Origin of the sequence: Richelia sinica FACHB-800 (assembly GCF_014698825.1) — a bacterium.
Taxonomy (GTDB): Bacteria; Cyanobacteriota; Cyanobacteriia; order Cyanobacteriales; family Nostocaceae; genus FACHB-800.
The window spans coordinates 15,262-31,060 of record NZ_JACJTT010000025.1 but is presented as its reverse complement, the minus strand read 5'-3'; the positions used below and the strand labels follow the sequence as shown (position 1 = coordinate 31,060).

Annotated in this window: 12 protein-coding genes; 2 read left to right on the top strand and 10 right to left on the bottom strand. The window is 38.5% G+C overall.

Translation table 11 applies throughout. The features are described from left to right. Nucleotides 1-85: 85 nt before the first annotated feature. Nucleotides 86-298 carry a hypothetical protein gene (locus tag H6G73_RS16485; RefSeq protein WP_190606410.1) on the top strand — a complete coding sequence of 71 codons (213 nt, stop codon included), beginning with the start codon at nt 86-88 and terminating at the stop codon, nt 296-298. Nucleotides 299-434: 136 nt separating this feature from the next. Here the strand turns inward: H6G73_RS16485 and H6G73_RS16480 are convergent, their stop codons facing one another. The 3 genes from H6G73_RS16480 to H6G73_RS16470 form a co-directional block, all read right to left on the bottom strand. Continuing rightward, complete coding sequence (locus tag H6G73_RS16480) at nt 435-3,116, bottom strand: DEAD/DEAH box helicase (RefSeq protein WP_190606408.1); 2,682 nt, start codon at nt 3,114-3,116, stop codon at nt 435-437. Nucleotides 3,117-3,403: 287 nt separating this feature from the next. After that, nucleotides 3,404-4,219, bottom strand: a complete 816-nt coding sequence (proC, locus tag H6G73_RS16475; protein WP_190606407.1) for a pyrroline-5-carboxylate reductase — start codon at nt 4,217-4,219, stop codon at nt 3,404-3,406. Between the two features lie 113 nt (nt 4,220-4,332). Next, the gene (locus H6G73_RS16470) at nt 4,333-4,929 is read right to left on the bottom strand and encodes a cell division protein SepF (RefSeq protein WP_190606405.1); all 597 of its coding nucleotides are present in this window, start codon (nt 4,927-4,929) and stop codon (nt 4,333-4,335) included. 243 nt (nt 4,930-5,172) lie between these two features. Between H6G73_RS16470 and H6G73_RS16465 the strand changes: the two genes are divergently transcribed. Continuing rightward, the gene (locus H6G73_RS16465; RefSeq protein ID WP_190606403.1) at nt 5,173-5,310 is read left to right on the top strand and encodes a hypothetical protein; all 138 of its coding nucleotides are present in this window, start codon (nt 5,173-5,175) and stop codon (nt 5,308-5,310) included. A 119-nt stretch (nt 5,311-5,429) separates the two neighbouring features. Here H6G73_RS16465 and H6G73_RS16460 read toward each other — a convergent pair whose 3' ends face one another. The 7 genes from H6G73_RS16460 to H6G73_RS16430 all read right to left on the bottom strand — a co-directional run bounded on the left by H6G73_RS16460 (nt 5,430) and on the right by H6G73_RS16430 (nt 15,516). Then, a complete protein-coding gene (locus tag H6G73_RS16460; protein ID WP_190606401.1) occupies nt 5,430-6,098 on the bottom strand; it encodes a YggS family pyridoxal phosphate-dependent enzyme in 669 nt (222 codons plus the stop codon). Continuing rightward, a complete protein-coding gene (gene pipX, locus H6G73_RS16455) occupies nt 6,095-6,373 on the bottom strand; it encodes a transcriptional coactivator PipX (RefSeq protein WP_190606400.1) in 279 nt (92 codons plus the stop codon). Before pipX ends, H6G73_RS16460 begins: the two co-directional genes overlap by 4 nt. A 924-nt stretch (nt 6,374-7,297) precedes the next feature. Further along, on the bottom strand, nt 7,298-9,169 hold the full coding sequence (locus H6G73_RS16450) for a TubC N-terminal docking domain-related protein (protein WP_190606398.1): 1,872 nt from the start codon (nt 9,167-9,169) through the stop codon (nt 7,298-7,300). A 132-nt stretch (nt 9,170-9,301) separates the two neighbouring features. After that, the gene (locus H6G73_RS16445; RefSeq protein WP_190606396.1) at nt 9,302-9,607 is read right to left on the bottom strand and encodes a phosphopantetheine-binding protein; all 306 of its coding nucleotides are present in this window, start codon (nt 9,605-9,607) and stop codon (nt 9,302-9,304) included. After that, nucleotides 9,608-10,948, bottom strand: a complete 1,341-nt coding sequence (locus H6G73_RS16440) for a phthiocerol/phthiodiolone dimycocerosyl transferase family protein (protein ID WP_190606394.1) — start codon at nt 10,946-10,948, stop codon at nt 9,608-9,610. It abuts the gene before it with no gap. A gap of 42 nt (nt 10,949-10,990) precedes the next feature. Then, the gene (locus H6G73_RS16435; RefSeq protein ID WP_242034227.1) at nt 10,991-12,592 is read right to left on the bottom strand and encodes a PfaD family polyunsaturated fatty acid/polyketide biosynthesis protein; all 1,602 of its coding nucleotides are present in this window, start codon (nt 12,590-12,592) and stop codon (nt 10,991-10,993) included. A 188-nt stretch (nt 12,593-12,780) separates the two neighbouring features. Further along, nucleotides 12,781-15,516 carry a PfaB family protein gene (locus H6G73_RS16430; RefSeq protein ID WP_190606390.1) on the bottom strand — a complete coding sequence of 912 codons (2,736 nt, stop codon included), beginning with the start codon at nt 15,514-15,516 and terminating at the stop codon, nt 12,781-12,783. Nucleotides 15,517-15,799: the final 283 nt, after the last annotated feature.

The window sequence follows — 15,799 nt, the reverse complement described above, 5'->3', positions numbered from 1 at the left end:
GTTCCACGGTCCACCCTAAATTGCTTTCCAGGTTACGATTAATTAAGAATTAATAATCTTTTACGACAATACCAGGAGAGTCGGAATGTTTATTGATGAATTGTCACCCATTGTTAAAGAATTAGCCCAGCACCCAATTTCATTTTTAGGCGGTTTCGCTTCTGGTGTACTCCGACTAAACCTTGCTGACGACCCTGTAAAAAGTTGGTTATCTCAACAAACCGGTTCAACCAACTTCCCAAGCTCCAATACTGAGAACGGTAAAGCTAGTGGACCCCAACAAATCAATATCGATTAATTATTTCGATAGACATTCTCTCCAACCACTAGCGATATGGGGTCTGAATATGTCTCCGATTAGCTGGGTGAAGAGGTAAATTTCTAATGGTGTGGGTCTATTGGAGCGATAGATCCCACATTTTACAGATGACAAGTTATTCCACTACTTCATTGACTGGGAATCTGTCAATTAATTGCATCGCTCTTTGGGCATTTTTGCGGAAGGAATCAGGTAAATTGGGGACATGGGGAATTTGTGATAATAAGTCTAGTGTGCGGCGTAAAATTCTCACGACATCACCTTCATCTAAGGTGGTATTTTCACATAATTCGCTCCAATCTATTCCTAGTGCCCATTGTTCCACTAAGGCAATGACATTGAGATAGCGGTTTTCTAAACCTACAGGTAGTGCCACACCATGTCGATACTGCACCTTGAGGACGGAACGCCGAATCTTTTGTAGTCGAGACCAAGCCTCATCTACTTCTGGAGACAAGTTAAAGTTTACCTTGGTATCTGGTCGTGGCGTTTCAGTGACTAAAGCTGCAACTGTAGTAGCTAAGTGCTGGGGATCTAAATTGTCTAATTCCCCACTAGCTAAAGCTAAACCCAGCCACAATTCATTTTCACCGCGAATAGCCGCCGCAATTTGCCCCAATTTGCTAGGAACTAACTGGTCTAGACATTCAAAATGCTGCAAAATTTCAATCAAACTGAGAAATTCTTCCCAATGTCGCTGAGATTGCAGGTCTACTTGCTCTTGTAATTCAGCTATTTGTTCTTCTAATTCCAAGCAACGAGATTTACGTTTGAAGAAAGAAGCTGCGTTTCCTGATTTATGTAGGGGATGATTTTCTAACTGTTCTTGGACAGCGGTGACTCTACTTAATTGGGTTTGTACTTCTGGTGGTAGATGTAAAGAATCGTCAGGTTTGGGGATACTTTGAGCAATTAAGGCGCTTTGTTCATTTCCCCGTCGCCCTTGTCCTGGTTTTAAGGGCATTTCTGGTGGAGGTAGCATATCTTCTGGAACGTTAATTCGGGGTAGTTCTGCGTATAAATCAACTACATCTCCGATGGTGGCTACATACCAGCGATTATCTTGCCCTAAACAGACTAAATAAGGGGACTGACCAGAACTAGGGCTTTTTGCCACTAAAACAGTGGTAACAGGTGTGGGGACTGTAATATTTTTCCCTTTCAGACTCAATAATGTGCCTGCAACAGCAAAGTTTAACATCATACCTAGATGTTCTTGTCTGTCTTCCTGTGCCTGTTCTTGCAGTGTTTTTAAGAGTTGGCGTTCTACCCTGAGACGTTGCCGCAATTTCTCATACAGTGCTAACTCATTCTCATCGATGGCGGCTAGTTGCTCTCGGATTTCTGTGAGTTGAGCTTGCATCTCCGTAATGATTTCGTAATCTGGTTGGAGATGCAAATTAGCCATGTATTGGCCGAAACTGCGTTCTACTAGTTCTTTAGCCTGTTCTAAGCTATGGGTTTGCAACAGGTTCAGCACCATCCCGTAGCTGGGGGTAAACTGGCTGACTAGGGGATCAGGTTTGGATGTAGCGAGATATGCTGCTTCTCTGGCTCCTTCAAAGGGGGTTTGTAAGGTAACTACATGGCCTTGTTTATCCATACCCCGACGGCCTGCCCTTCCTGCCATTTGTAGAAATTCGGAAGCGTTGAGGAGGCGGTGTCCACTATCTGTGCGTTTCGATAGGGTGGAAATAACTGTGGTTCTGGCAGGCATGTTAATTCCTGCGGCTAGGGTTTCAGTAGCGAAGACAACTTTAATGAGTCCTTGTTGAAAAAGTTCTTCTACTAAAACTTTCCATGCTGGTAAAATGCCGGCGTGGTGAGCCGCTATGCCTCGATAGAGGGGGGCTATTTGCCCAGAACGTCCAGCTTCAGGATTACGCCTTAAAAATTCATCTATTTGTTGGCGTAAGGTTTGGGACTCTTGCTCATTAACTAACCAGAGATCACTCACTTCTTTGACAGCATTATCACAACCGCGACGGCTGAAGATAAAGTAAATGGCTGGCAGCATATCTCGCTGCTGGAGTTGGGTGAGGGTATAGGTAATGCTGGGTGGTTCTGGTCTACCACCTTTGCCTTTTTCACCTTGGGGTTTTTTCCCCCGTTTGATCAGTCGGGGGTTAATTTTGTTTTTACTGTCGTTTAAAAGGGGGAATAGTCCTTTTGGATTACCAAAGTGAAATTCTAAAGGAACTGGACGAAAGTCGGAGTAAATGAGGTCTGTGGGTCCATGAACGTGGGTAAGCCAGTTGGTCAGTTGATCGCTGTTGGCCACGGTTGCGGAAAGGGCCACCAGTTGCACTTCACGGGGACAATAGATGATGGATTCTTCCCAAACTGTACCGCGTTGGCGATCGTTCATGTAGTGGCATTCGTCCAACACTACAGCTTCTACATTTGTTAAGGAGATGCCAATTTGCCCGATGGGTGTGCCATAGAGCATGTTGCGAAAAATTTCTGTTGTCATGACTAAAATCGGGGCATCTCTGTTGATGGAGGCATCGCCAGTTAATAGTCCGACTTGATCAAAACCAAATTTTTCACGAAAATCACGGAGTTTTTGGTTTGATAGGGCTTTGAGAGGGGTGGTGTAAAACACTCGCTTCCCTCGTGTTAAGGCACGATAAATGGCGTATTCCCCAATCAATGTTTTACCGGAACCTGTGGGCGCACAGACTACAACAGAGCGTCCAGCATTCAGGGAGGCGATCGCATCATGCTGGAATTGATCCAGTTCAAAGGGAAATATCGACCTCAGGTCAATTTCTGTAGACGGGGCGGGATAGTTCACTCAATCATATTTAGCAACCAGACTGCTTTCTATCATAACGTGATTAGTGAGTTGCTACGTTGAGTGCGAAAACACAAGTTTTCCAGGCATTATTGAGCTTTTGTTAGTTCATCTTCATGTTTCAGTAATTTTGCGTAGAACTCCATAGGCATTCTCTAATTCTGTTGGAGTAGACAAAGGTGCCAAGATGCGTGGGATGGTATATTTCAAGAAGCCGACAGATAAAATCGGCAAATCCCTCTAAAACCATACCTGTCCCATTGTGAATTTTTAATTGATATTACCTATCACCCTTTTCCCAATTCTTGAGAACGGTGAGCCGCAGCTTTCACCGCTTCAATGACAGCAGAACGAAAACCAGCTTTCTCTAATTGACTAATCCCAGCTATGGTTGTGCCTCCGGGACTGGTAACTCTATCTTTGAGTTCAGCAGGATGGAGCTTACTTTCTGAGAGCAAAGTTGCTGTGCCTAAAACTGTTTGCAAAGCTAACTGTTTTGCTACCGTCCTCGGTAAACCTGCTGCCACTCCCCCATCAGCTAGAGCTTCTACCATCAAAGCTACATAAGCGGGGCCACTACCAGATAATCCTGTGACCGCATCCATCAGGCTTTCTGCTACTTCTACTACTTCACCTACAGCTTTAAATATTTTTTCTGCTATTTCCTGGTGGATGGGATGAGTGTAAGCACCTAAACAAATAGCTGTCATACCTGCCCCTACTGTTGCTGGTGTGTTGGGCATAGCACGAACCACTGGTAGACGAGGAAAAGTTGCTTCTAGTTGCTTTAAAGGCACTCCAGCCAAAATCGAGATCATCAGAGGAGAACTTTCACCTGGTACGATATCTCCCAATTCTTGAGCGATCGCACTAAAAACTTGTGGCTTGACTGCTAGCATCACAACTTCTTTGGCTTCTGCAAAAACCTGGTGATTATCTGTTGTGACTCCTACCTGATATTGCTGTTCTAAAAAGCTACGGCGTGAGGCTTGGGGTTCACTGACAATGACTTCTGCTCCCTGATAAACCCCCCTCGTAATAAGGCGGGATAACAGCGCTTCTCCCATTACCCCACCACCAATTAAACCAAATTTAATAGTCATGTTTGATTAGTCATTAGTCTTTTGCCATTAGTCTTTTGTCATTAGTCTTTTGTCATTTGTTTCTGGACAACGGACAAAGGACAACAGACAAAGAACCAATAACTAATTTAACTTTATTGTGCGGCCATCCGATTCACTTCATTTCCCCAAGCTTGACTGGTAGCCGCAGGACGCGCTGGACGAACTGGTGGTTGTGGTACTTCGTGAATTAATCCACCTTGAGTGCTGACTTGTACGCAGCTGGGTGTGAACAAAAATATACTTTCGCCAATGCGTTCTTGATGACCATCTAAAGCGTAAGTACCACCTGCAACAAAATCTACAGCCCGTTGAGCTTGATCAGGGTCCATGATTGTCAAGTTCAATACTACTGATTTGCGTTCGCGCAACGCTTGAATTGCCTGAGGCATTTCTTCAAAAGTCCGTGGTTCTAATACTAATACTTCCGAGATACCATTAATTGCGCCTGGCATACCAATAACATTATTCATAGGCTTTGACCCTGTTGCGGCTACATCGTCTCCCATTGTAGACACGTTTTCACGCCAACGTCGATTGGTAGGTGTGGTTTCCTGTGCTACAGGCTGAGGATTATCTTGCTGATAAATATTTTGGTAGCTATCTGTTTCTGGTTCTTCTTCGTAGTATTCGTATTCTACTTGCTCATTCAAACCAACAAAGTCTCTAAGTTTAGAAAATATATTGTTCATTTTGTACGCTCCCGGTGGAAACTACCTTAACTGATCTGGCGGTACTTATTTATCGCCAGTGTTTGTCCTTTATTTAAAATTTCTTCAGCCAGCTATGTAATTGCTGTCTGTAACCTCTGGTACAAGCCTGATTGGTGAAACATATGCCTCTGAAAAAGGCAGTTCACCATGTAGATGCAACAATGAGTCAAGATTATAGCCTAAGGATTGTCCGAAAGATAGTTGGTTTTACCCCATTCTGCTATGAAAAATATTTATGCTATCGCTATATATTTTGACACTTGGCTCACTCAACGTGCCAAGCTAACACGGAATAGCAGAATCGGTCAACGTTCATTTGTACCAATTCAGGACTATGGCCAAGGTCAAGCTACCCTATGAGGGGTTGAGGAAGAAGAATAGTTGGTACTAAGTTCTTGAAAATTCCGTGCCAACCTCAACTTAGAAAATCCTGTAAAAAATTGATTTCTGGATTGTGTATGTTTAATTTTTAATTGTGATTAGAGGCGCTGGCCAAACAATATCGTTCCCAATCTGACCATTGTGGACCCAGCTTGTATTGCTAATTTGTAATCGCCAGACATCCCCATAGACAATTGCTGCATTTGCAGATGTGACCATTGGTGTGCTTGGATTTTTCGTGCTAACTCTTGTGTTTCTTGGAACACTTTCAAGGTTTCCTCTTCATTTAAACCAAGAGGGGGAATTGTCATCAAACCTTGAATTTTTAAGTGATGACATTGATTGAGTGATGGCAAATCGGTTAATAAATCTGAGATTGTCCAACCCGATTTGTTGGGATCAGGGAGAATTTTAACTTGTAGACAAACTTGAGGATTTACACTTAATTGTTGGGCTAGCTGGTCTAGACGTAATGCTAAGTGCAAATTATCGACAGAGTGAATCCACTGAAATAGTTCTAAGGCTTTTTTCGCTTTATTGGACTGTAAATGTCCAATCATATGCCAAGTAATATCCGGTAAATCTTGCAACTCGGCTTGTTTACTGGCAGCTTCTTGAATCCGACTTTCACCAAAATCTCGAATTCCTGCGGTGTAAGCTTCCCGCATTAGTTCTGTGGAAACTCGCTTACTGACGGCGATTAGCCTCACTGAGTTGGGCAGTGAGGCACGGATAGTAGTAATCTGTTCGCTAATGGAACCGCTCATTGGAAGGTGCGTTGGAAAACACTCTGAAGCTGATCGTACTCTTGAGATTGTCCACTACGACGTAAAGTTCGTAAACGATTTTCCAGCATCATTCTGGCTTCAGTACGTCCAATGGGTTGAAATTTAATTCCTTTCACATCGTTTGTTACTAAAAAAAATAAGCGTTGGGCATAAAGTGTAGTGAAAAGATCCTGGTTCTCATCAACCATACAGATCCTATAGAGTAAACCCCAAGTTGGATGATTTATGTAAGTTTCTGAGTTTTCTGGATTCATTTAATAGACAAGGTGGAAGTATATATATTATTTCTTCGCAGTCAATGACAAGCATTCAGACGATAATAGACACCTTTCGTCAGAATTTTTGCTATCAATGCGAAACTAAGGCAGTTTTACCAAGCAATGGGTTTGATTAAAACCTTGATCTAGTTTCTCATTGATGGGTTAAGTACAACTAGCCAGAGCAAACACCACAAAGGTGGTAAGCTGTTGAGTATCTAGTTTGCGCTTTGATGTAGCTTTCTAGAGGCTAGAAAGTTAATTTGGTTAGTTTCCCAACCGAAAAGTGTAGACCTGAGAATGTTCATTAGCTGAAGATTACCTGGTCTGTTAGGAATCGCAATCCCTAATCATGGGGAAATGAGCACAAGGATGTATGGAGTTTGTGCATTGACAATTGTTCCATATGAAAAGTATCCTTGGAACTTCCTGATGTGAGGGCTAGAGGATGGAGTTCTCGTTGCATTGGCTCGTTTCCATCCTGCCATAATTCTTGCGTTATGCTGCAAGCAGGATCAATTTATCTATCTGTACTATTCCCTGGTTAAATGTGGTGGACAGGACAGTTTAGGAGCGATCGCGACAATCCCTAACTTCCTTTCATTCAATGGTTAGCGGGATAATATCTAACGTTCACTTGCTGTTGTAGCTTGACCAATTAAACTTGGCTCAATCCACAAATGCACGTGCAGCACCCAGCGCTAATAATCTTGAGTATAGCGCACAATGTTTTCACAAAACCAAAATATTTAATTTAGTTTCATTTATTATAAAATTTGAGTAAATATACTCTTTGATAATATGTTAATATTTTGACAATTTTTATATTAATGATGTGCATTCAGTCCTGTGAAATTATATCTGTTGCAGTTTGTTTATCACTTCAGACTGAATGCCGAAACAAACTAAATAACTAAATCTTCATGATTCGCTCAAATTTGCTTTGAGAGAAGCAAAATTTCTACCGCCTAATTCAATTTGTCCATGTTTACAGCCAAATTGTAATCTCTCAACTAAATAATTTAGATCATGGGCAATAAAATTTGTACCATGGTCTGGTTCTATTAAGCCAATTAAATGAATATTATCTAAATTCTGATTAGCTAAATTAGCAATTCCCAAAAAATTGAGAACTCCAGACTCATAAGTGCCACAGGGAACTGAAGGATTATTAACACCAAAGCAGTATTCATTTTTTTGAAACCAATCAAAAGTGGGATAACCATGAAAATGAACTATTGGTGCACCATTTTTAATTAAATTGGGTGTGTATAGTGCTGCTGCCAAACTAATAGCCAGCATTACATAAATATCATAGGAAGGTTTTATATCTTCTTGTTGATTTAATGTGTCTATTGGCAATTGAAGATGTAAACCATTATGCAAGCCAATTCTTAAAACATCAGTTTCAATATTTAAATTAGTTTTATTGGCTCCAGACCGGGAACTGACTAACCAAATATCAGGAATTTGTCTAAATGCAAAATCTCCATCGAAAGCCAATTTGATATATTTTCTTCCTGCATCATTTTGGCGTAGCTGATGACTATTAAACCCAGGTACAGGAATTAACTTTTCCCATTCATTGGCAGTTAATTCTGGATTTCCAATATAGACTGGAGGCTCTACATAAGCTAAAAATCCATAAGATACTCCTGTTCTACCATTCACAATCACATTCACAATATCTCTGTGAGATTGTCTTTTGAGGACTTCCGCTAGCTTAAATCCAGGAGGGAATAAACCTGTATTAGATAGTTTCTTGCCTAGCTGTGCTAACTTCTCAGCGTACTCAGATTGTAAGGGATTATACACACCAACTGCAAATCTATTCATTAATAGAGGAGCAATAGGCACGAAAATTTTCGGAATCAGAGATTTAATGGCAAAATTTTTAATTTCTTTGCGCTCAAATATAGAATCAGAAAGATTCATATTTAAAATAGATATCTTTTTATCCGATACTCCAATTACTATTTCTGAAAAAGTTTTAATTAGAGTATTAACACCTATATTAATTTTTTCTACATAGGAAGTAGATTCTCCAATAAATTTATGATCTATGTCAGTAATTACAACAATTTGTGTATTTGTTGGATCTTCAACATATTTGGCCGCATGATCTTCAGCCCAACTACTCAGTTTAGCGATTTGAATAACATTTAATTGACGATTTTTAGCTAATTTATCATAAGATAAACGATATAAAAGTTCAGCAATCAATATTCCTATTTTTCTTAGCCATGAGTTATGTCTTTCAACATCAATTACAGCATCTATCTCTCTTTTTACTCCTCTGAGTATAATTTTTTTCTTAATATTCAAAAATGGCAGCTTAATTTCATATTTAACATCAGTTGTCGCCTCTTGCCAAGAAAAAATTTGCACTCCATAATTTTGTAAAATTATGGCTAATTCCTGACGGAATTGAATTATTTTTTGCTGATGATAACCATGAGGTAATGGTCTAAAAGTAATTTTAAGATTTTGAGCCATTAATTTTGGCTCAATCATTGGTGGTTGGTATCCGATAGGAGTTTCTCCAGTAAAACCACCTATTAATCGACCAATAGTTTGTAAACTAATTCCGTAACTGAAATTATCGCCTTCAGATATATTACTAATATTCATTTCCTGTAATAAAGCTAAAATATCTTCCTTATGCATAGATATTTCGGCTTGAATTTCTGGTGTAATCACTCCTTTAGGAGAACGAATATTTAGTTTATTTTCTTCTACCCAAAATTGCACACCTTGTTGAGTCAGCCTTGCTAATAGTTCTGATGGATTCATTGTTAATCTCCAATATTTAAACAAGGAAGAAAAAGACACTTTGCCAAATTAGTTTTCTCCATTTCGACAAAGTGTCTACATTTCAGGAGGAAAACAAAGCTAATTGATGTGAAAATACAGCATATGTGGGGATTAAAGCTGTAAAATTTCAGCTTGAGAATTTTCTAAATCTTCAGCTAAACGTTGTGATAATTCGGAAATAGTCGGATAATACCACAGATGAATAAGAGACAATTGAATTCCTAAGAATTTTTCAGCTTTACTAGCTAAGACAATTGCTTGTGACGAATCTAGTCCATAGCTGTCTAAAGGTTCATGAATATCAATTTCATCTGCTTCTATACCTAATAAATAGGAGATGTTAGACACTAACCAACCTTGAATTTCAACACTAGAAATAGCTTGTTTAATTGGTGTTTTGGATAGGGAATGAGTCATTTATATACCTCCAAATTGTGGTAAGGAATTATCAGCAGCTACGCGATATAAACAAGAGATAAAATCTTCAACTATTTTCTCCATCGTCTCAGTAGCAATAGCAGGTTGGGAAAACACAAAATTGAACAGCATTTTTTTTTGAAAAGTGGCAGCATGAACTACTAACATCCCTGCATATAAAGCCTGGGAACCAGCAAAACTAATTGTTTCTAGTTCTAGATCACCGTAAATATGAGGTATCTTCACCTTACCCACATTAGACACAGAAACTGTCGCAGCGACTTGTTGGGGAAAGAAAAACAAAAAATCTATTAATAATTTAGCAATGGATATCATATGAAAAATATCGCCTTGCTGAATTCCTTTCGCCAAATTCTGCTTTACTTTTCGTGCTAAGTCCCAAAATGAAGTATTTGTATTTAGCTGATAAAAATCCATTATTGATGAAGCTAAAATTGACATGTTTTCCGCTGCAATAGGTGGATTTAACCTACTACGTAAATCAAGATAAGAAAGACAATTAACATTGATAGGTTGTCTGATTCTTTTAGCTGGAAATTGATTTGCTAAAAAAGTCAGCATAAGAGCAGCACATAAAGCCCCATGGACTGTCGTAGATTCTTGACGGCAACGTTGAATAAACTGTTCAGTTAAATCTGGATCTAGTTGTCTATGAATAATTTCTGAACGACGTTCATCAATAGACACATATTTGGCAATTCCTAATGTTTTTGGTCTCAGGATGATTTTGGCTAATCCTAGCCTTAATAGTAATTTAATCTTGCTAAAACTTCCTCGTATTCCCCTTGTAAATCTGGGTAGTAATGTTTCTACAGGTGCTATTGGAGTTAATGCTGTGATGGCATGATAATTTTCTTCAATACGAAGTTTTTGATAAGAGGATAAAATTTCCGAATGCAGTTGAATACTCGATAAACCATCTGTAATGGCATGGTGAACAGTGGTAAGTAAATAATTGATATTGGGCTGATTGAATATATATATCAATACAACTCTCAGCAAAGACCTACTACTATCGATAACCTGGTTCATCTCTTGGTTAAATATTGTTGTCCATCCTTGAACATCTGGAATGCCAACAATATTTAAACTAATAGTTTCTGTTCCTACTGTTTGAAAATAGTAACTATTTCTCAAATGAATAATTCGAGCATTTAATAAAGGATGATGATATTGAACAATCTCTAAGGATTGCTGCAAAATTTCAGAATTAATTTGTCCTTTTATCCGACTAATTGTCACTAAGTTCCAGGTTTTAGCACGGCTATTGAGAATTTCCATTGCCTGCTCTAGCCGTCCTAATTTTCGATTGAATGGCATATTATTAGGTATTAAGATGTAAGTTTGAAAAATACGGTGAGCTTATACAGAAGCTATGGGATGGTATTGAGAGTATTCATTAGATATTTGCAACCCTTGCATTTTTAAACTGTTGATTCTGTATAAAAATGCGGCTCCATTCATAATATTCTTAGCAATATCTACGACATGGCGATTATTGGGTTCAGACAAATAAGAGCCACGTACCCAATCATTAAAACTACCCATTGCTGGCCCACACCAAATTTGATAATCAATTTCTCTTCCAGCTTCACCAGTATTAGCCCAACGAGATGATAGTCCTAAATACCAGCGAAAAATCAGAGCCATTTTGAGTTTACTGTTAATACTAGCCTTGTTTAATTTTTCAGGATTACGTTGTGATAGATAATTAACTGTTTCTTGCCAAACTTCCGCTATTGTTTTTTGAAAAATTTGCTTTTCTAATTTTTCTCTTTCACTTCTTGGTATTTCTTCAATAGAATTATAGTTTTTGTATAATTCAAATAGCTTTTGAGCGCGGAGAGGGAAGAGAGTACCACGTTTGAGAACTTGCAATTTCACTCCCATTTCAAACATATCTGCCGCGGGAGCCATCATCACATCAGCCATTTCTGCTTGTGCTAGGAGTTCTTTTGTATATTGAGAAGTTCCAGCTTCTATACAAGATTGATTCACAGAACCAGTAACAAGATAAGCTGCTCCCATCATAAAGGCTGCTAATGCAGAATGTGGTGTAGAAATTCCTCCAGCTACTCCAATTCTCACAGATTGCTGATAACAATATTTACGCTGCATTGTATCCCTTAGTTCTATCATGGAAGGCAATAAACAAGTAATAGGACGATTATCTGTGTGTCCGCCAGAATCTGCTTCGACTGTAATATCATCAGCGATAGGAACTTTTTCTGCCAATTTGGCTTGTAATTCGCTAATTAATCCTTGTTGAACTAATTGTTGTAATATTCTATTTGGTGCTGGCTGAAGAAATTTAGTTGCCACTTCTCGCCGAGATACTTTGGCAATAATTTTATGATTAATGGTAATTTCGTTAGCAGAATTTAAGCTAAGTCCAGAAGCTCGATAATAAATGATATTGTCAGTTATATCGAGGAAAGCAGAAGCTTCTATTACCTTGATTTGATATTGGAGATATAGCTCTATTAACCGACGTTCTAGAAGAGGCTCACTGGGGCTGTGAAGTAAGTTAAAAGCATAGGGGTGATGGGGTAAAGCTGTTTGAATTTTATTAATGGCTGATTCGATTCTCGTCAGGGATAAACCACCAGCACCAAATGAACTTAAAATATTTTGTTGACCGAGAGCAATGACCATTTCTTCAGAAGCTATGCCTTGAGCCATTGCACCAGTTGCATAGGCATATTTAACATTGTAAGTTTTGAGAAAGTTTAGGTCGCCTAACTGAGTAATTCCCACTGGTGGTGTAGCTATTAGCAATTCCAATTGAACTGTTTTGCCATTGCTACTATGAGATAGGCTACCTTCATTAGTAATGCCAATTTGCTCCTGTTTTTTGACGATATAGCAAGGTTTATCTAAATTCATCAGTTTAGATTTAATACCATCAGCATCAAAAGATACAGTGTTAATATCCCCAGACCAAATTATAGGTGTATTAACCATTAAGTAGGGGAAATGGAGAACAGGTTTATCAGTATTGGAATTGAGAGAATTTGACATTTTATTTTCAATTTCAGGAGGGTATTTAATTACAGAAAATGTGGATAATAGCAAAAGATTAGCTGGCGCTTTATATCAACAATTTCTTCAGGCAAAATGTTTAATTTGATATCAAAATTTTGCAAATGTATTTAGGATTTAGTGACTAAATCTTGGTATAGTTCTAACTTTTGCTTGACTAACAGGCTGATATTTTGTAGTGATAGCTGCCGTGATTGCAAAAATAAGCTATGGGACTGATGTAAACGCAGATGATTGTCATGAAATTTCTGATATTGTGTAATCTTGGAATGAGTTAGGTGTTGAGAGTTTCTGGCTTTTAGAGGAGAAGGTAATAGTTGAGATGAAGCAACGAATTGTGGTGTGTTAATTTTTGGAAGGTGAGGAAGAGCATCTTGCTCATATTGATTCACTACAGAATATAAGGGAGTTATATTCATTGCTAAACGATGACTAATGAGCTTGGCTAAAGCTTTGAGAATGGAAACATGGTCTTCTACACCACGGCGATTTACGGAAACAGTTACATGGTCTTGATCTTTAAGAATTGTGCTAATCCATCGCGAACAGTTACCATTAACACCTACTTCAATAAAGATTCTATTATTGTCTTTATAGGCACGGTTAATGAGTTTAGGAAAATCTAATTCATGACATAAAGCCTTGGCAATGTTATGTCCAATTAAATCACTGTCAAGGATTATAGGTGCATAGTCAGCGGCAGAATAAAATACACAGTTAGGAACATTTTTAATTGGCAAAGTGTTAATTTTCACTAATTCATCATATTCCGATTGCATGGGTTCACAATGAATTACATGATTAATAGAAGTAGGAAAATAATCACAGTTGAGAGTTTCTATAACTCGCTTACAAGCTTGGGTATCACCAACAATTACAACTTCCTCTGGCGTATTAATTAAAGAAATATATACACGAGGTTCTTGTTTAATAACTTCTTTGACAAGACTAACTGGACAACTCAACAGATAATTACTCCAAAATTCCTCTGTTTGGTTGTTGTGGATAATAGGTAATCCCCAATGTTGACGGACAGCATTTTTAGGGCCTGATAAACGAGTTTTAAATAGGGGGGATGAATTTAAATAATCACTGGTTTTTTTAAAGTTTGTCCACACACCTTGGGCTAACATCATGCTGGTTTCACCAAGACTGTAACCAATGCTAGATTCAGGTTTAATGTGGAAATAATTCTGGAGAATAGCGGTGAAGAGTCCCGCAAAGCCAACTTCTGATTCCAGCATCGCTACTGGGTCATCAATCAATTTTTGTTCGATCGCCTCTAGTTGTCTGTTAGATAATTTATTTATACTGCGGGGGTACAGTATTTTTTCGATGTTAGCAACTCGTTCATAAACGCTGCTGATGAGTGGGTCATCGAAAATTTGTGGAAATAAACGGAAGAGATTACGTCCGATACCTATATAGGAAGTAAAGGAACCAGGATAAACAAAGGCAACTTTACCATGTGGCCCTTGGGGTTGGGCTGTAAAATAGCTACCAAGGGGAGTCTGCCATTCTTTCCCTGTGTCAAAGGCAAGGTTTACACCCTGAATTGCTCTTTCAATTTCCCGCGTCAGTTCCTTATGGTTTCGTGCCAAAATTGCCAGGGTATAGGTTGCTGATTGACGTTTTTGGTATTCTCTATAAGTTTGAGTTGCGATTTGGGACAGAGATGGGGTATGACTATGAATTTCCGTTTTCAGTTGATGAATTTGTTCTAGGAGAGAATTGCGGTTATCAGCTGCGATAGGGAACAAATGTAAGGAAATTTGTTCTAAATATTTACTTCTTCTCTCTTTCTGATTGATATCTTCTGACAAAATTATGTGTGCATAATTGCTATCTAAATCCATCATATTGATAGCAGCTATTCTTCTGGTCGCACCAGGTTCTAAAAACCAAGGTTTCGATTCTGTCGCTACATAAAAAGGACTTCCCTCCCATATTTGTGGCTGTTTAGGACTTGTCCATTGAGGTAGTGCGGGGATATAGCGATGGTATAGGCAAAGTGTAGTTTTAATCAGGCTCATAATTCCTGATAAATTTTTAGTGTTACCAACATTAGCTTTGACGCTACCAACAGCACAACTGAGACTGCGTTTATCTGTGCTGTAAGCCTGGACTAAACCTTGAATTTCTACCTCATCTTCTTGAGGAATACCACTAGCAAAAACTTCTAAATAGCCAATTTCTTGAGCCGTGATGTTCGCTAAATCAAAAGCATTTTGACAAGCTTGTTGAATAGCTTTTATTTGGCTCAATGAATGATTGCTAATACTTATAGCATCGATGATGGCATAGATATGATGATTGTCTTTTTTTGCTAAATCAGAGCGTTGTAAAACTATGGCTGCTGCACCCTCATTCTCTGAAATATCAACAGCGTCTTGAGCATAGCTAAATGTGTTGGTATGTAAATGATTAATTTGTTGGTGAACTAAATTTATAGCGGCAATGACAATTGTGTCATATTGCTGTGTAATTAATAATTGTTCAGCTAAATGTAAGGAGGAAATAACAGAAGATGTGCTAGGTAAATATTCAATATTAAAGTCTTGACAAATTACACCGCTGAAATTTTCATCTTTGCATTGGTTGTTAGTAACTATAATTGTTGCTATGTGACTATTTGGTCTAATATTGGCATTTTGAAGAGCATTAATTATAATTTTAGAAATTAATTGTTGTGAACCTGTTAACCCAGCAGGAGATAAAGTAGTTAATTGTTGATATCCATTATAGATTACATGATCAAATTCATCGAGATTGTTGCTATTAGGGATTGAGCAATCCATACCGACAATTGCCAAGGTAGGAATTGATTGCTGGGTAATTTTTTTCATGATGATATGAGTTAAATAGATGGTGAATTAATCACATTCCCGATAAGGAGAGCATGGGGAATGATGATATATGAGAAAAGATAACTAATAAATTGGATTGGCTAGAGATGGTTTCTCTAATACCAGTTCTCGAAAAGAATCTCACGGATTGGTAAGTTTAGTAGGAGCTTTTGTCTCGCAGAGTCAGAAATTAGCCTGAACAAAGACAAGACTTTGAGGTGTTGGGTTGAGGAAGGAAACCCAATCTACATCTGTTGCAATAATTCTGGAAAATGGGATAAGA